The sequence below is a fragment of the Streptomyces sp. ADI95-17 genome, from assembly GCF_003846175.1.
Taxonomy (GTDB): domain Bacteria; phylum Actinomycetota; class Actinomycetes; order Streptomycetales; family Streptomycetaceae; genus Streptomyces; species Streptomyces sanglieri.
In genome coordinates, this window is sequence record NZ_ML123044.1 from 377,422 (window position 1) to 394,279 (window position 16,858).

The following is a 16,858-nucleotide window of genomic DNA, read 5'->3' on the forward strand; positions in this document are numbered from 1 at the left end:
GAACGTTGACGCCGGTCGTCAGCGGAAGACGCCGGTGTGGCCGAGCGAGTACCGGCCGGGCTGCGGGTAGACGGCGAGTCCGTGCGGGCCGCTGCCCACCGGGATGCGGGCGAGCTGCTTGCCGGTGGCGGTGTCGATCGCGTACACCTCGGCGTTGTAACGTCCGCTCAGCCAGAGGACCTTGCCGTCCGCCGAGACCCCGCCCATGTCGGGGCTGCCGCCGCCGGGCAGCCGCCATTTCTTCGCCAGCTTGCGCTGTGCGAAGTCGAAGACGGAGATGGTGCCCTCGCCGCGGTTGGAGATGTACATCTCCTTGGAGTCGCGGCTGACGTAGAGGCCGTGGGCGCCCTTGCCGGTGCGCAGCAGCTTCGGGGTGGTGAACTTCTTGCCGTCCAGTACCCAGATCCCGTCGGCGATCATGTCCGCGATGTAGAACGTCCCGCCGTCCGGCGACAGTTTGACGTCCTGCGGCATCGCGCCCTTGAGCGGCAGCTTCTGCTGGGCGACGACCTTCATCTTCGCGGTGTCGACCTTGAGGAGTTCGCCGGAGAACTCGCAGGAGACGATGAAGTACCGGCCGTCGGGGGTGAAGTCGGCGTGGTTGACGCCCGCGCAGTCGACCGGGACGGTCTTGGCCGTCTTCATGGTGTGGGCGTCGCGGAAGACCAGCTGACGGTCCATCGAGGCCATCACCACGGCGTACTTGCCGTCCGGGGTGAAGTAGAGGTTGTACGGGTCGGAGACCGGTACCGTCGGGCCGGTCTTCCCGGTGGCCGGGTCGATGGCCGTGAGGCTGTCGCCGATGTCGTTGTTGACCCAGAGGGTCTTCAGGTCCCATGACGGGACGACGTGCTGCGGCTGGCGGCCGACCTTGATGGTCTTGACGACCTTGTACGTCGCGGGGTCGATCACGGTCACGGTGTCGGAGTTGGTGTTGGGGACGTACACCCGGGACGGGAAGTCCTTGACGACCGGCGACAGCTTTCCCGGCCGGTCGGCGGAGTAGACGTCCTTGGCGTCGAGCACCGGGGGCATCCCGGGGAGCCCCGGCGGTGCGGGCGGGGTGAGGCGGTCGGGCTTGACGGGCGGCGCGGCGGCCTCGCTGCCGACGGCCTGGACGTTCGCCTTCTCGGCCGAGGTGCCGCAGCCGGTGATTACGGCCAGCAGGACGCCCCCGAGCAGGGCCGCGGTGTGCTTGGTGGAGGGAGACATCAGGTCAGCAGCTCCGTGGTCGTCACCGCGCGCAGTCGGCGGCGGTCGATTTCGGTGAGGAGGAGGGGCAGGGCGGCGACCGTGTCCGCGTAGCCGAAGTGCAGGCTCACCACCGATCCGTTGCGGATCTCCCCGGCCACCTTGCGGGTGACGGCCGCGGCGCCGGGAGAGGTGAAGTCGAGGGAGTCCACGTCGTAGGAGAGGACGTGCGGGTAGCCCGCCCGGGCGGCCAGCCGCTGGACGAGCGGGGTGGCGTACCGGGTGCGTGAGGGCCGGAACCAGGTGCCGATGGAGCCGGTGAGCCTGCGCAGCCGCTGGGCGCAGCCGTCGATCTCCGCGTACGCCCGGGCCTCGCCCATCGTGGAGATGTCCACGTGGTGCTGGGTGTGGTTGCCGAGTTCGTGGCCGCCGTCGAGGATGCGCCGGGCCATCGTGGGGTGTTCGTCGAGCCAGCTGCCGACGGCGAGGACGGTGACCCTGGCGTGGGCCCGTTCGGCCTCGGCGAGCACGGTGCGGGCGATGGCGGGGTCGCCCTGGCCGTGGAAGGTGAGGGCGACGCGGGCGCGGTCGCGGGGGCCGTGGTCGATCTGGACCGGCTGTCCGGGGAAGCGGTGCGGTCCGGGCGCGGGGGCGGGGGACGGCGGCCGGGTGGTCGCGTCGGCGGGGTGCTTCGGGCTCACCGTGTCGGTGACGGTCCCGGCCGGTGGGCCGGCGGCGTCGTGGTCCGCGCATCCGGCGGCGAGGACACCGGCGAGGGCGGCCCCTGCTCCCGCGCGCAGGGCGCTGCGGCGGTGCACCGGAGTGTCGGAGGCGTTCATGTACAGACACGGTAGGGGTGAAATGAGAAGAAAATAACAATTTAGGCATATGGGCTAAGCGAATGAATCGCTCACCGAATCCCATAAATATTCACACTTTTACAGGCAAGTGACCCATCACACCTGCGATTCACCTTGAGAATGTCCCACTATGGCCGCGAATGTGCCACTTGCGCCTTTGGAGAAGAGGTCGCCCGTCTGCCATAGTCGGTCACACGACCGCATGACCCGAGCCCGGTCGTCACAAGCGGCCGTGAACACACCCCCCATTTCACGGCCCCCACACAGCAGCCCCCGAAGCGCCTCACCACGGCGGACCGGGGGCTGCTGTGCTTCCGGGCACCGGCCGGGGTCAGCGGTCGGAGATCCGCATCTCGAACCAGGTGGTCTTGCCCCGCGGCAGCAGATCCACGCCCCAGCGGTCGGAGAGCTTGTCGACGAGGAAGAGACCCCGCCCGCTGACGTCCATCTCCTGGACCGGCATCAGACAGGGCAGCCCGCGCGAGGGGTCGCGCACCTCGATCCTGATCCAGCCCCGGCGGCGCAGCATCCGTAACCCGAAGACCCGGGCGCCGGTGTGGCGCACCGCGTTGCCGACGAGCTCCGAGACGAGCAGCACGGCGTACTCGGCGGTCTGCGGGGAGAGCGCCCACTGGTGCAGCACCACGCACGAGGTGAGCCGTCGGGCGGTGGCCGCGGACTCCGGACGGGAGGGCAGCCTGACTTCACCCTCCGTCGGATTTCCGAACAACTCCAGCGCCTTGAACGCCTGTTCGTCCTCGACGACCGGCATCCAGCGCGCCGCTGTCGCACCACTGTGCGGTCGCGGCTGTTCCACACCCTCCAGGCCCGCCATGGAGACCATCATGGCCGCAAGACGGGTGCCCCGTGGCCGTTCCGGAGGAATCCGCCCCCCGGAACACACCGTTCCGTGAGCGTCGTCAGGCATATGCCGGTGGCAGAATGCGACCCACCAAAGCCCTGCTGACCTGCATGAACACCCTCTCCGACGGCGGTCGACCGGGCCATCGGGGAGCTGGACCTCAAGGTTGCCTCAAGGTCCAGCCAATCCGCCCGCACGGATGAACGCGCGTCAACCTGTGCCCAACTGGCGTTCGGTCAGAGGAACTTGGCCTTGCCCGGACCCTCTTCGACGAAGCTGCGCATTCCGCGCTCCCGGTCCTCGGTGGCGAACAGTCCGGCGAACCAGTTCCGCTCGATCGTGAGCCCGGTGTCGATGTCCGTCTCCAGGCCGGCGTCGATGGCTTCCTTGGCGGCACGCAGCGCCAGCGCCGGTCCCTTGGCCAGCTTGGCGGCCCAGGCGTGCGCCTGCTCGTACACCTCGGCGGCGGGCACCACCCGGTCCACCAGACCGATCGCCAGGGCCTCCTCGGCCCGCACGTGGCGGCCGGTGAAGATCAGGTCCTTGGCCCGGGACGGACCGATCAGCCGGGCCAGGCGCTGGGTGCCGCCCGCGCCCGGGATCAGCCCGAGCAGGATCTCGGGCTGGCCGAGCTTGGCGTTGTCGCCGGCGATGCGGAAGTCGGCGCAGAGCGCCAGCTCGCAGCCGCCGCCCAGCGCGTAGCCGGTGACGGCGGCGACGACCGGCTTGGGGATCCTGGCCACCGCGGTGAAGGAGTCCTGCAGCGCCTTGGACCGTACGACCATCGCCGGGTGGTCCATCGCCTGCATCTCCTTGATGTCCGCGCCCGCCGCGAACACCTTCTCGCCGCCGTAGAGGACCACGGCGCGCACGTCGTCGCGCCGGGTCGCCTCCTCGGCGAGTTCACGCAGCCGGTCCTGGGTGGCGACGTCCAGGGCGTTCATGGGCGGGCGGTCCAGCAGGATCGTGCCGACACCGTCGCGTACTTCGAGGTTTGCGGTCATGAGAGGCAGGTTAACTGCCGCTAACACGGGCGGGCCCGGTGCTGTTGGTCACAGCACCGGGCCCGCTCCGTACGGCTTGCGCGGAGGACTACTTGGTCCACTCCGACCAGGACATGTTCCAGCCGTTGAGGCCGTTGTCCGGCTGGATCGTCTTGTCGTGCGAGTTCTTCACGACCACGACGTCGCCGATGAGCGAGTTGTCGAAGAGCCAGGCGGCCGGGGTCTTCTTGCTCCAGGCGCCGCGCACGTCCTGCAGACCGACACAGCCGTGGCTGGTGTTGGTCGAACCGAAGATGCCGGACGCGCCCCAGTAGTTGCCGTGGATGAAGGTGCCCGAGGTCGACAGACGCATCGCGTGCGGCACGTCCTTGATGTCGTACTCGCCGCCGAAGCCGACGGTGTCACCGTTCATCCGGGTCACCTTGAGCTTCTCGCTGATGACCATCTGACCGTTGTACGTGGTGGTCGCCGGGGCGCCCGCCGAGATCGGGATGTCCTTGATCTGCTGACCGTCGCGGACGACCTTCATCCGGTGGGTGCTCGCGTCGACCGTGCTGACCTGCTTGCGGCCGATGGTGAAGGAGATCGTCTTGGCCTGCTTGCCGTAGACACCGGGGCGTCCCTCGACACCGTCGAGGTTGAGCTTCACGGTCACCTTGGTGCCCGCGGCCCAGTAATCCTCCGGGCGGAAGTCGAGCCGGTCGTTGCCGAACCAGTGGCCCTCGACCGGGACGGACGGCTCGGCCGTCACCTTGATGGCGTTCTCGACCGCGTCCGGGTCGGTGATGCCGCGGGTGAAGTGGATCGAGACGGGCATCCCGACGCCGACCGTGGCACCGTCCTCCGGGGTGTACTGCCCGATGAAGGTGTTCTGCGGGACCAGCGTGGTGAAGCTGGTGTCCTTGGCCGACTCACGGCCCTTGGAGTCCTTGGCGATCGCGTGGACCTTGTACTTGGTCGCGGCGGCCAGGTGCTGGTCCGGTGCCCAGCTCGCGCCGTCCGCCGCGATCTTCCCCGCGACCTCGGTGCCCTTGGGGTCCGAGACCTTGACCGTGGTCAGCTTCCCCTGGTCGGCCGAGACCTTCAGCGCCCCGCTGGTGGCCACGGAGTCCGCGCCGTCCTTGGGCGCGACGGTCACCACGGCCTGCGAGGCCGAGGTGTCCTCGGCCTTCCCCGCGCCGCCCTTGCCGCCGCCCGCGTCGTCTCCCCCGCCGCACGCCGTCACCGTCAACAGCAGTGCGCCCAGTACCAGAGCCAGCAGTCCGGTGGACCCTCGCCCGCCCCGCACGCCGTTCGCCCCGGCCGATGTCCCCGATATCGGCTGCCCGTTCAATGTGGTTGTCTCCCCTCACACGGCCTGGCCCCGCCAAGGCCCCCGGGAGCCCGAAGGCTCCCTCCCCCGCGCGCTGCACATGCACGCTCAGCGAAAGATAATCACACCGGCCGTGTGGAAATGACCCCCCGGATGTCACCGTTCAGTCCCAAGTTGTCCCGGGACTTCTGCCAGGTGGCACGGGACTCCGGGGCGGGGCGGCCCGGCGGGGCCTCAGCGCAGGGCGGAGCCGGCCTTCCACCGGGTCCAGTCGAGATTCCAGCCGCCGAGCCCGTTGTCCGGCGCGACCTTCTTGTCCTCGGAGTTGACGACCTCGACCACGTCGCCGATGAGCGTCCGGTCGTAGAACCGGCCGGCCGGGGTGTCGCTGCTGCCGCCCCGCACGTCCTCCAGCCCGACACAGCCGTGGCTGACGTTCTCCGAGCCGAAGATGCCCTCGTCCGACCAGTAGTTGCCGTGCAGGAAGGTGCCGGAGTCGGTGAGCCGGATGGCGTGCGGGACGTCCTTGATGTCGTACTCGCCGCCGAAGCCGACCGTGCGGCCGTCCATCCGGGTCACTTCGTGCATCTCGCTGACCACCATCTTCCCGTTGTACGTGGTCGTCTTCCCCGCGGCGCCCGCCGTGATCGGAATGGTGGAGACGAGTTCCCCGTCGCGGCGCACCTCCATGGTGTGCGCGGCCGCGTCGACCAGGGACGACTGCGAGCGGCCGATCTGGAAGACGACCTTCTTGTCCTGGGTTCCGTACACGTGCGGCGCGCCCTCCACGTCGCGCAGCGCCATCTCGACGGTCACCTCGGTGCCCGGCTTCCAGTACTCGGCGGGGCGGAAGTCGAGCCGGTCCGCGCCGAACCAGTGCCCCACCACCTCGACCGGCGGTACGGCCGTCACCTTGATGGCCCGCTGCACGGCCGCGCGGTGGGTGACCGGCCGGCTGAAGTCGAAGGAGACGATCATGCCGGTGCCCACCGTGGACCGGTTCTCCGGTTTGAAGTAGCCGATGAAGCGGTGCTTGGGAACGAGCGTGGTGAAGGTGCTGTGGCGGGTGGTGCGGTTCCCCGAGCCGTCCACGGCCACCGCGTCCACGGTGTACTTGGCGCCGAGCCTGATCCGGCCCTCGCTCCCCCGGGGCGCCCAGGAGCGCCCGTCCCGCGCGATCTCGCCCGGCACCGCCCGGCGCCGCGCGCCCTCGGTCCGGGTCACCTCGACGCTCTCCAGCCGCCCGTCGGGGGCCTTCACCGCGAGCCGCCCGTCCGGGCCGATGTTCTTGGCCCCGTCCCGCGGGGTGACCTGGATCGCCTCCTGCGGCGGGCCCGCAGACCCGCCGAAGATCGATCCGGTGCCGGTGCAGCCGGTCAGTACGGCCAGCACGACGAACAATCCTGCCCATGTCGGCGCGGTGGCCCTGCTCGCCACCGCCCTCTTCGCTACGTGGTTCACGCCCGCCCAACGACGGGGGCCGGTCGGGGGAAACGTGAGTGCGGGCGCCCGGGTGGGCAGAAACAGGGGGAGGACCACATTCGGGGAGCCGCGGCCGGGACGCCGTGCGCTCCTTTTCGGTGCCGGTCCCCACGAGCCGCGGGAGGCGAGCAGGTGTCGAGCGCAGCCGAGCAGGAGGCAGTGCGGGAGCCGGGTACGGCCGCCGGGAGCAGGGCCGTACGGGGGCGGCCGCCCGTCGTGTGGCCCGGCGCCCCGAGCCCGCTGGGGGCCCGGTTCCGGGTCGGTCCCGACGGGGTCGCGGGCACCAACTTCGCGCTCTGGGCCGGTGGTTCGGATTCCGTCGAGCTGTGTCTCTTCGACGAGGACGGGACCGAGCGCCGGCTCGCGCTGACCGAGCTGACCCATGAGATCCGGCACGGCTTCGTACCGGGGGTGCGGCCGGGGCAGCGCTACGGCTACCGGGTGCACGGCCGCTGGGATCCCTGGACCGGGGCCCGCTGGAATCCGGCGAAGCTGCTCCTCGATCCCTACGCGCGGGCGGTCGACGGCACTTTCACTCTTCCGCCGGAGGTGTACGGCCATGTGAGGGACTGGCCGGAGCAGCATGTCGCCGACACCGTCCGCGACGAGCGGGACTCCGCTCCGTACGTTCCCAAGGGGGTCGTGGTCCATGACGACGACGACTGGGCCGAGGACCACCGGCCGAAGACCCCGTGGGCGGACTCCGTCATCTACGAGCTGCATGTGCGCGGCTTCACCGAGCGGCACCCCGGCATCCCCGAGGAGCTCCGGGGCACGTACGCCGGTCTCGCCCATCCGGCGGCCGTCGGGCATCTGCTGCGGCTCGGGGTGACGGCGGTGGAGCTGCTGCCGGTGCACCAGTTCGCCCACGAGGACCATCTGCTGAGACGCGGTCTGCGCAACTACTGGGGCTACAACTCGATCGGCTACTTCGCCCCGCACGCCGACTACTCGGCGAGCGGCACGGCGGGCGGCCAGGTCGGCGAGTTCAAGCGGATGGTCCGGGCGCTGCACGACGCGGGGATCGAGGTGATCCTCGACGTGGTCTACAACCACACGGCGGAAGCGGGCGAGCTCGGTCCGATGCTGTCGCTGCGCGGCATCGACAACCGCGGCTACTACCGCCTCCAGCCCGACGCCCGCCGCTACGCCGACTACACCGGCTGCGGCAACACCCTGCACGTGGTCCAGCCGCACGTACTGCGGCTGATCACCGACTCGCTGCGCTACTGGGTGACGGAGATGGGCGTCGACGGCTTCCGCTTCGACCTGGCGGCCGCGCTGGCCCGCTCCATGCACGACGTCGACATGCTCTCGCCGTTCCTCGCGGTGATCGCCCAGGACCCGGTGCTGCGCCGGGTGAAGCTGATCGCCGAGCCGTGGGACGTCGGCAGCGGCGGCTACCAGGTGGGCGCCTTCCCGCCGCTGTGGACCGAGTGGAACGACCGCTACCGGGACGCCGTGCGGGACTTCTGGCGCGGCGCCCTGCCCGACGTACGGGACCTCGGCTACCGGCTGACCGGGTCCAGCGATCTCTACGCCTGGGGCGGCCGGCGCCCGTACGCCTCGGTCAACTTCGTCACCGCGCACGACGGCTTCACCCTGCGCGACCTGGTGAGTTACGAGCAGAAGCACAACGAGGCCAACGGCGAGGGCAACCGGGACGGCACGAACGACAACCGGGCCTGGAACTGCGGTGCCGAGGGCGAGAGCGAGGACCCCGCCGTCAACGCGCTGCGCCGCCGCCAGCTGCGCAACCTGCTGACCACACTGCTGCTGTCGACGGGCGTGCCGATGCTGGTCGCGGGCGACGAGATGGGCCGTACGCAGGGCGGCAACAACAACGCGTACTGCCAGGACAACGAGACGGGCTGGCTGGACTGGTCGCTGCTCGAACAGCCCGGATGGCGGGAGCTGACCGAGCTGACGGCGCGGCTGCTGCGGCTGCGCCGCACCCACCCGGTGCTGCGCCGCCGGGCCTTCTTCTCCGGGCTGCCGCAGGCGGCGGACGGGCTGCGGGACCTGGCGTGGTTCACCCCGCGGGGTACGGAGATGACCGAGGGCGACTGGTACGCGCCGGCCGCCACGGTCGGCCTCTTCCTCTCCGGGCGCGACATCCCCGGCCGGGACGCACGGGGCGAGCAGATCACCGACGACAGCTTCCTGGCGATCCTGCACGCCGACCACCGCCCGGCCGGATTCCGGCTGCCCGGACCGCCGTGGGCGCAGAGCTACGAACTGGTCCTGGACACCTCGCGGGAGGACCAGACCGCGGCCCCCGGCACCGTCCACCCGGGCGACGCGACGCTGACCGTGCCGCCCAGGTCGGTGCTGCTGCTGCGCGTCGAGGAGTGAGCGGGTGCGGGCGGCCGGGTCAGCCGAGGATGCCCCGGTCGTAGCCGATCGCCACGGCGGCGGCCCGGTCCTTGGCGCCCAGCTTGGCGAAGACATGGGTGAGATGGGTCTTCACGGTCGCCTCGCTGATGAACAGTTCGGCGGCGATCTCCCGGTTCGAGGTGCCCTTCGCGACGAGCTCCAGCACCTCGCGCTCACGGCCCGACAGCGCCTCGCTGCCCGCGGCCGCCGGGGTGCGCACCCGTGAGATGAGCCGGGAGGCGACAGTGGGCGAGAGCACGGTGCGGCCGTCGGCGGCGGCACGGACGGCGGTGAACAGTTCGTCGCGGGGCGCGTCCTTGAGCAGGTAGCCGGTCGCCCCGGCCTCGATCGCGGGCAGCGTGTCGGAGTCGGTGTCGTACGTGGTGAGCACCAGCACCTTGGACCGGGCACCGCGCCCGGTCAGCTCCGCGATGGCGGCGACCCCGCCGCCGCCCGGCATCCGCAGGTCCATCAGGACGACGTCGGGGTCGAGCCGGCCCACCATCTCGACCCCTTCCAGCCCGTTCGACGCCTCCCCCAGCACCCGGAAGTCCGGGGCCGAATCGAACATGCCGCGCAGACCGTCCCGTACGACGGGATGGTCGTCGACGACGACGAGTGTGATGACGCGTGCGGGTTCCTGAGCCATGGCAGGTCAACCGTACTGGTCATCGGCCGTACCGGACCAGGGGCACCCGGACGCTGACCGCCGTGCCCCGGCCCGGTTCCGTCTCCACCTCGACCGTGCCCGCGATGCGCTCGGCGCGGGCCCGCATGCCGCCGAGCCCGAAGCCGCCCGCACCGCCGGCCGGCGGCAGGGCGGACGGGTCGAAGCCGCAGCCGTCGTCCCGTACGTCCAGGGTGAGTTCGTCGCCCATGAACGACAGCGTTACCCCGGCCCGGGAGGCCCCGGCGTGGCGGCCGACGTTGGCGAGGGCCTCCTCCGCGATCCGCAGGAGGGTGGCGGCGATCTCGTCGTGGACCGGCTCGACGGTGCCGGTGACGGTGAACTCGGCCCGGACTTCGTGACGTTCCGCCCAGTCGGTGACCGTGCGCTTCAGCGCGCCCGGCAGGTCGTCGTGTTCCAGCGCCGAGGGGACCAGGTCGTGGACCGAGCGGCGGGCCTCGCCGAGGCTGTGCCGGGCGAGCGTGGCGGCGCGGTCCAGATGTACCCGGGCCAGCGCCGGGTCGGTCTCGCCGATCGAGGTCACCACCTGGAGCTGGGCGATGATGCCGGTCAGGCCCTGGGCCAGGGTGTCGTGGATCTCGGCGGCGAGCCGGCGGCGCTCGTCGGCGACACCCGCCTCGCGGGCCTGGACAAGGAGTTGGGCGTGCAGCCCGGCGTTCTCCGCCAGGGCCTGTTCGAGGCGGGCGTTGGCCGACTCCAGTTCGGCGATGGTGTCGACCTGGGTGCGGGCGTGGTCGGCCTCGCGGTCGCCGATCCTGGCGAAGACCATGCTGAGCGTTCCGTGCAGACCCAACAGGGCGGCGAAGGCGACCCAGTTCATCGGGGAGACCGGCGGCAGGCCGCTGCCGCACTGCGCACCCGCCATGATGACGGCGGTGACCAGCAGCCCGGGGCGGACCGCCCGGGTCGGGAGCAGCCGCCCGGTGTCGAAGTACCCGAGGATCGCGTACACGGAGAAGAACGCGTTGCACCAGGTCAGTGCGAAGGCGATCAGGGTGCGGGCGACGTAGTAGCACTGCGGCGTCCGCGACCAGGGGACGACCGTCGGCCCGACCCGCCCCCACCAGAGCTGGAGGGCGAGAGCGACGGGCACCAGCACCGCGGCGGCGTACACGTCCGCGCGGTCCATGATGAACGAGGCGCTCACGGCCGAGACGCAGGTGCTCAGGCCGAGGAACCCGTAGGGCCCGTACCTGAAGAACCGTTCCCATCCGTGCTCGGCGTTCACCGTGTCGTTCCGGTGCGCCGTCGCCGTGTCCCACGCCTTCATGGGGTGCAGTCTCCCCGTCCCCGGCGTCCTGGTCACTCCCAGCGGAAGAGACGGGCCGCGAGGAAGGTCACCAGAGCCGTCCACAGCGCCATCACGCCGAGCTGGGCGAAGCCGGGCCAGCCGCCGGACGCCGCCCGGTCCAGCGCCTCGGAGGCGGCGCCGAACGGGGTGAACCGGACGATGGTGCGCAGGGTGTCGGGCATGCTCTGCACCGGGATCCAGACCCCGGCGGTGAACATCATCAGGAGGTAGACGACCGAGCTGATGGCGGCGGACGCCTTGGCCGTACGGGCGAGGGCGCAGAGCAGCGAGCCGAGCGCCAGCACGCTCGCCACGGCCAGCAGCAGCGCCAGGGCGTAGCCGAGCGGCTGCCCGGGCAGTGCGACGCCGAAGCCGATTCGGCCGACGGCCATCGCCAGTGCGGCGGAGCCCAGGGCGGCGACGCCGTGCAGCGCGATCTGCGCGGTGAGCAGCGCGGAGGGGCGTACCGGGGTGGTGGACATCCGGCGCAGGATGCCGCGTTCGCGGTAGCCGGTGAGGACCGGCGGCATGGCCTGGAGCCCGGCCATGATCATGCCGAGCAGCACCGCCACCGGTACGTAGAGGTCGATGACGCGCCGTCCCGCGAGTTCGTCGGTGTGCTCCCGGAAGGAGGGGATGAGACCGAGGATCGTCAGGAGCACGGTCGGGAAGACCATGATCCAGAACAGGCTGCCGGGTTCGCGGAGGAAGAGCCGGATCTCGGAACGGAGCACCGCACGGTGCGCGGAGGCGGCGGAGGCCGTCGCGGGGGCCGTCGCCGGGGCGGGGTTCGCCGTGGTCATCTCAGACAGCCTGTTCTGTGAGGTCGAGGAAGGCGTCGTCGAGCGTCGCCTCGGAGACGCGGAGCCGGTGTGCGGTGATGCGGTGCCGGGCCAGCAGGGAGATCACCGCGTTGACCGTCTCGTCGGTGCCGCTGATGACGATCCGGTCGCCCTCGCGCTCCAGGGAGGCCGCGCCGGGCAGCTGCCCCAGCTCGGTGTCGGTGAGCGGCCGCGAGGGGGTGAAGGAGATGACCGTGGAGCTGCCCGAGCTGCCGATCAGGCCGGACGGGGTGTCGAGGGCGACGACCTTCCCCTTGTCGATGACGGCGATCCGGTCGCAGAGCTGTCTGGCCTCCTCCATGAAGTGGGTGACCAGCAGGACGGTGACGCCGCTGTCGCGTACGTCCTCGATCAGCTTCCAGGTGTCCCGGCGGGCCCGCGGGTCCAGGCCGGTGGTCAGCTCGTCGAGCACCACCACCCGCGGTCCGCCGACCAGGGCGAGCGCGATGGACAGCCGCTGCTTCTGGCCGCCGGAGAGTTTGGCGAACCGGGTGCCGTACACGGTGTGCAGGCCGAGCCGTTCGGCGAGCTCCCGCCAGTCGGCGGGGTCCGGGTAGAAGGCGCTGTACAGTTCGAGCGCCTCGGCCACGGTGAGTTTGGGCTGGAGTTCGCTCTCCTGGAGCTGGGCGCCGAGCAGCCCGGTGACCCGGTCGTGGTCGGCGACGGGGTCGAGACCGGCGACGCGGACCCTGCCCGCGTCGGGGATCCGCAGCCCCTCGACGCACTCGACGGTGGTGGTCTTGCCCGCGCCGTTGGGGCCGAGGATCCCGAAGATCTCCCCCTCGTCGACGGCGAAGCTCACGCCGTCGACCACGGGGCGCCCGGCGTAGGACTTGCGCACCCCGTCCACTTCGATGATTGCCATGCCCACGAGCATCGGGGCGCGGCGGCCGGCGCACCATCGTCCATCGCGCTCGAAGCGGCGTCGGCCGATCGGTTGATACGGGCTACGACCTGCGGGACCGTGCCCCGGTCGGCGCCGGTCGGCCGAAAAACCACATGAGCGGTGTCAGGGGTGAACCGTAGTCTCGGCTGTGATGCCCAAAGAACATGCAGAGCCCAAGGATCGGTCCACGGTTCAGTCCCTGTTGCGGCTGTGGCCCTATGTGAAACCGGTACGGCACCGGCTGTTCGGCGCCGCGCTGGTGGCGGTCGCCGCGTCCTGTATCGCCCTGGTGATCCCCCTCGTACTGAAGTGGATGGTCGACGGCCCGGTGGCGGACCGGGACCCCGGCGGGGTCTGGCTCGGGGCGCTGTATCTGCTGTTGCTGGGCATCGGTGAGGCCGCGCTCTTCGGGGTGCGGCGGTGGATGGTGGCGCGGCCGCTGGCCGGGGTCGAGGCCGCGATGCGGGCCGATCTGTACCGGCATCTGCAACGGCTGCCGGTGGCCTTCCACGACCGCTGGGCGTCGGGGCAGCTGCTCTCTCGCGCGACCACGGACCTGATGCTGCTGCGTCAGTTCCTGGCCTTCCCGCTGACGTTCCTGGTGGTCAACGGGGTAACGATCCTGATCGGCTTTGTCATTTTGCTGATGCAGCAGTGGGCGCTGGGGCTGGTGCTGCTCATTCCGGTCGTTCCGCTGATGATCATCTGCTCGGCCTTCGAGACGAAGTTCTCGGTCGTGGCGCGCAAGGCCCAGGACCAGGTCGGCGATCTGACGACGGTCGTCGAGGAGAGTGTGCTCGGCATCCGGATCATCAAGGGCTTCGGCCGGCACCGCAGCCAGGCCCGCGCCTTCCGCACCCTCTCGCAGCGGCTGCGCACCACGGAGCTGGGCAAGGCCCGGCTCCTGGCGGCCATCTGGGGCGCGGTCACCGTGATTCCGGAGCTGGCCATCGGCGCGGCGCTGGTGCTCGGCACCGTTCAGGTCGCGGACGGCGAGCTCTCCGCGGGCACCCTGGTCGCCTTCCTCTCCACCGCGCTCGCGCTGCGGTGGCCGGTCGAGTCGATCGGCTTCCTGCTGGCGATGAGCCAGGAGTCGGCGACGGCCACCGAGCGGTACTTCGAGGTGATGGACGTGGCCGAGGAGGACGACACGTCCGGCGCGGACGGGCCCGTTGCGGGCAGCGGCCCGGCGCGGGGCGAAATGGTCTTCGAGGGCGTGGAGTTCCGCTATCCCGACGCGGAGCCCGGCTCCGTACCCGTGCTGTCCCGGATCGATCTGCGGATCCGGCCCGGCGAGACGATGGCGCTGGTCGGGGCCACGGGTTCCGGCAAGACGACGCTCACCGCCCTGGTCCCGCGGCTGCACGAAGCCACCGCGGGGCGGATCACCCTGGACGGTACGGACATCACCGCCATGTCCCGGGAGCAGCTGCGCGAGCTGGTGTCGGTGGCCTTCGAGGAGCCGACGCTCTTCTCGGCGAGCGTCGGGGAGAACGTGCTGATGGGCGACGACGGCGCCGGGGAGGAGGAGTTGCGCAGGGCGCTGGCCATCGCCCAGGCGGACTTCGCGCACCAGCTGCCCGAGGGCGTCGGCACCCAGGTCGGTGAGCAGGGGCTCAGCCTCTCCGGCGGCCAGCGGCAGCGGCTCGCGCTGGCCCGCGCGGTGGTCGGCCGGCCGCGCTTCCTGGTGCTGGACGATCCGCTCTCCGCGCTGGACGTGCACACCGAGGCACTGGTGGAGGCCGCCCTGCGGCAGGTACTGGCGGAGACCACGGCGATCGTGGTCGCGCACCGGCCGTCCACCGTGATGCTCGCGGACCGGGTGGCGCTGCTCTCGCAGGGCCGGATCGCCGCCGTCGGCACCCATCAGGAACTGCTGCGCAGCAGCCCCGAGTACGCCTGGCTGATGTCGGGCGCGGAGGGCGCGCCGGACGCCCCGGACGCGCCCGCCGAGGACGCCTTCCCCGCCGAGAAAGGCCTCACCCGATGACCAGTACGACGACCACGGACACAGTCCCCGCCGAACCCACCGGGAGCGCCGCGAACGCCGACGGCGCCGGGGACCGGTTCGACCGGGACGATCTGCCCACCCCGGCCGGTGCGACCGGGGCACTGCTGAGTTCGCTGCTGCGGCCGCACAAGGCCCGGGTGGTGGTCGCCGCGCTGATGCTGCTGGTCCAGCAGGCCGCGGTGCAGGCCGGACCGCTGCTCGTCGCGTACGCCATCGACAGCGCGGTGCCCGCGTTCCGGGACGAGCGGTACGGGCCGCTGATCGCGGTGGCGGTCGGGTACGCGTTGTGCTCGTCGGCGGCCGGGGGCATGCAGTACGCGTTCATCAGGATCTCCTACCGGCTCAACCAGGACGTGCTGCTCGATCTGCGCGGACGGATCTTCCGTCATGCGCAGGCGCTCAGCGTGGACTTCCACGAGCGCTACACCTCGGGCCGGCTGATCTCCCGTTCCACCACGGACGTGGAGTCGCTGCGGGAGCTGCTCAGCGAGGGGCTCCAGGAACTGATCGTCGTCGTCCTGTCCTTCGTCTCCATCTCGCTGATGCTGCTCTGGCTGGACTTCGGCCTGGGCGCGCTGGCCGTGCTCTCCCTCGTACCGCTGTATCTGCTGGTGCGGCGCTTCCAGCGGCGGGCCGGGGTGCTGTACTCCGGGCGGTCCACGGCGATCGCCGCGGTCATCGTGAAGTTCGCGGAGACGATGAACGGCATCCGTCCCGTCCAGGCGTTCCGCCGCGAGCCCGTGAACGACGCGCACTTCGAGGACCTCAACAACACGCACCGGTGGGCGAACGGCTCCGCGATGCTGGAGATGGGGCGCTACGTCGTCGGCTCCCGGCTGGTCGCCAACACGGCGGTCGCCGGAATGGTGCTCTGGGGCGCGTACCGGGTGGCGTCGGGCACCCTGGCGCTCGGCGTGCTGGCCGCGGCCGTGCTCTATCTGCGCCGGCTGTACGACCCGATCGACCGGCTCGGCATGTTCCTCAACTCCTACCAGTCGGCCGCGGCCTCGCTGCAGAAGATCGCGGGGCTGCTGGCCCAGACCCCGTCCGTCCCCGAGGCGTCGGACCCGCGCGAGCTGCCGCCCCTGACCGGTGAACACCCGGGCCGCGAGGTCGTGTTCGACCAGGTGCGCTTCGCCTACCGCACCGGCGGCGAGGTGCTGCCCCGCTTCGACCTGACGATCCCGGCCGGCCAGACCGTCGCCGTGGTCGGATCGACGGGCGCGGGCAAGTCGACGCTGGCCAAGCTGCTGGCCCGCTTCTACGACCCGACGGACGGACGGGTGCTGCTCGACGGCACGGACCTGCGGGACCTGGACGTGCCGGAGCTGCGGCGGGGTGTGGTGATGGTGACCCAGGAGGCGTTCCTGTTCTCCGGGACGGTCGCCGAGAACATCGCGATCGGCAGCCCGGACGCGACCCGCGCGGAGATCGAGCAGGCCGCCAAGGCGATCGGCGCGCACGACTTCATCAGCGGGCTGCCCGACGGGTACGACACGGACGTACGCAAGCGGGGCGGCCGGATCTCGGCCGGTCAGCGCCAGCTGGTCGGCTTCGCCCGCGCCCTGCTCGCCAACCCGGCGGTCCTCATCCTCGACGAGGCGACCAGCTCCCTGGACGTCCCCGGCGAACGGGCGGTGCAACGGGCCATGGACACGGTGCTGCACGGCCGCACCGCGGTGGTCATCGCCCACCGCCTGTCGACGGTGGAGATCGCGGACCGGGTCCTGGTGATGGAGCACGGCCGCATCGTGGAGGACGGCACCCCCGCCGAACTCGTCGCCGGGACCGGCCGCTTCGCCGGTCTGCACCGGGCGTGGCGGGAGAGCCTGACGTGACGTGGCGGGAATGGACGGGGCGGGGCGGGCTCCACGATCCGCGACTTCACCGGCAGCAAAGGAATGCGCCATGCCCAGTCAATTGAACGGGAATTCGCCGCGAAGTACTCGTACGGCGGGGGCGACCACCACCTCGTCCGCGGAAACAAGGGCCGCCTGACCAGCGAGGAGCACCCGAAGGGCATCAGCATCAAGTCCATCAAGTGGACGTCGAG

13 protein-coding genes are annotated in these 16,858 nt (G+C 71.0%); 3 read left to right on the plus strand and 10 right to left on the minus strand.

Annotated features, from left to right (window positions below; genetic code table 11):
- Window positions 1-18 precede the first annotated feature (18 nt).
- From EES42_RS01565 to EES42_RS01590, 6 genes are all read right to left on the minus strand, one after another.
- Window positions 19-1,212, minus strand: a complete 1,194-nt coding sequence (locus tag EES42_RS01565; RefSeq protein ID WP_124716285.1) for a YncE family protein — start codon at window positions 1,210-1,212, stop codon at window positions 19-21.
- Window positions 1,212-2,030 (minus strand): polysaccharide deacetylase family protein, encoded by an 819-nt coding sequence (locus EES42_RS01570; protein ID WP_124716286.1) that lies wholly within the window; start codon window positions 2,028-2,030, stop codon window positions 1,212-1,214. Before EES42_RS01570 ends, EES42_RS01565 begins: the two co-directional genes overlap by 1 nt.
- Before the next feature lie 352 nt (window positions 2,031-2,382).
- Window positions 2,383-2,898, minus strand: a complete 516-nt coding sequence (locus tag EES42_RS01575; RefSeq protein WP_124716287.1) for an ATP-binding protein — start codon at window positions 2,896-2,898, stop codon at window positions 2,383-2,385.
- A gap of 251 nt (window positions 2,899-3,149) precedes the next feature.
- Entirely contained in the window at window positions 3,150-3,917 is a 768-nt protein-coding gene (locus tag EES42_RS01580; RefSeq protein ID WP_124716288.1) for an enoyl-CoA hydratase/isomerase family protein, read from the minus strand.
- A gap of 88 nt (window positions 3,918-4,005) precedes the next feature.
- Window positions 4,006-5,250 carry a L,D-transpeptidase gene (locus EES42_RS01585; protein WP_124716289.1) on the minus strand — a complete coding sequence of 415 codons (1,245 nt, stop codon included), beginning with the start codon at window positions 5,248-5,250 and terminating at the stop codon, window positions 4,006-4,008.
- Window positions 5,251-5,463: 213 nt separating this feature from the next.
- Complete coding sequence (locus EES42_RS01590; protein WP_124716290.1) at window positions 5,464-6,690, minus strand: L,D-transpeptidase; 1,227 nt, start codon at window positions 6,688-6,690, stop codon at window positions 5,464-5,466.
- A gap of 153 nt (window positions 6,691-6,843) precedes the next feature.
- Here EES42_RS01590 and glgX point away from each other — a divergent pair, with 153 nt between their 5' ends.
- Complete coding sequence (glgX, locus tag EES42_RS01595) at window positions 6,844-9,066, plus strand: glycogen debranching protein GlgX (RefSeq protein ID WP_206433332.1); 2,223 nt, start codon at window positions 6,844-6,846, stop codon at window positions 9,064-9,066.
- 19 nt (window positions 9,067-9,085) lie between these two features.
- Here the strand turns inward: glgX and EES42_RS01600 are convergent, their stop codons facing one another.
- From EES42_RS01600 to EES42_RS01615, 4 genes are read right to left on the minus strand one after another with little or no spacing between them, the layout of a single operon-like run.
- The gene (locus EES42_RS01600; protein ID WP_124716291.1) at window positions 9,086-9,736 is read right to left on the minus strand and encodes a response regulator; all 651 of its coding nucleotides are present in this window, start codon (window positions 9,734-9,736) and stop codon (window positions 9,086-9,088) included.
- Between the two features lie 19 nt (window positions 9,737-9,755).
- Window positions 9,756-11,045, minus strand: a complete 1,290-nt coding sequence (locus EES42_RS01605; protein WP_124716292.1) for a sensor histidine kinase — start codon at window positions 11,043-11,045, stop codon at window positions 9,756-9,758.
- A gap of 32 nt (window positions 11,046-11,077) precedes the next feature.
- Window positions 11,078-11,869 (minus strand): ABC transporter permease, encoded by a 792-nt coding sequence (locus tag EES42_RS01610; RefSeq protein WP_124716293.1) that lies wholly within the window; start codon window positions 11,867-11,869, stop codon window positions 11,078-11,080.
- Between the two features lies 1 nt (window position 11,870).
- Window positions 11,871-12,773, minus strand: a complete 903-nt coding sequence (locus EES42_RS01615) for an ABC transporter ATP-binding protein (RefSeq protein WP_206433333.1) — start codon at window positions 12,771-12,773, stop codon at window positions 11,871-11,873.
- Window positions 12,774-12,945: 172 nt separating this feature from the next.
- Here EES42_RS01615 and EES42_RS01620 point away from each other — a divergent pair, with 172 nt between their 5' ends.
- Together EES42_RS01620 and EES42_RS01625 are read left to right on the plus strand one after the other, a co-directional pair.
- Window positions 12,946-14,784, plus strand: a complete 1,839-nt coding sequence (locus tag EES42_RS01620) for an ABC transporter ATP-binding protein (protein ID WP_124716295.1) — start codon at window positions 12,946-12,948, stop codon at window positions 14,782-14,784.
- Window positions 14,781-16,643, plus strand: a complete 1,863-nt coding sequence (locus EES42_RS01625) for an ABC transporter ATP-binding protein (RefSeq protein ID WP_124716296.1) — start codon at window positions 14,781-14,783, stop codon at window positions 16,641-16,643. Before EES42_RS01620 ends, EES42_RS01625 begins: the two co-directional genes overlap by 4 nt.
- Window positions 16,644-16,858 lie beyond the last annotated feature (215 nt).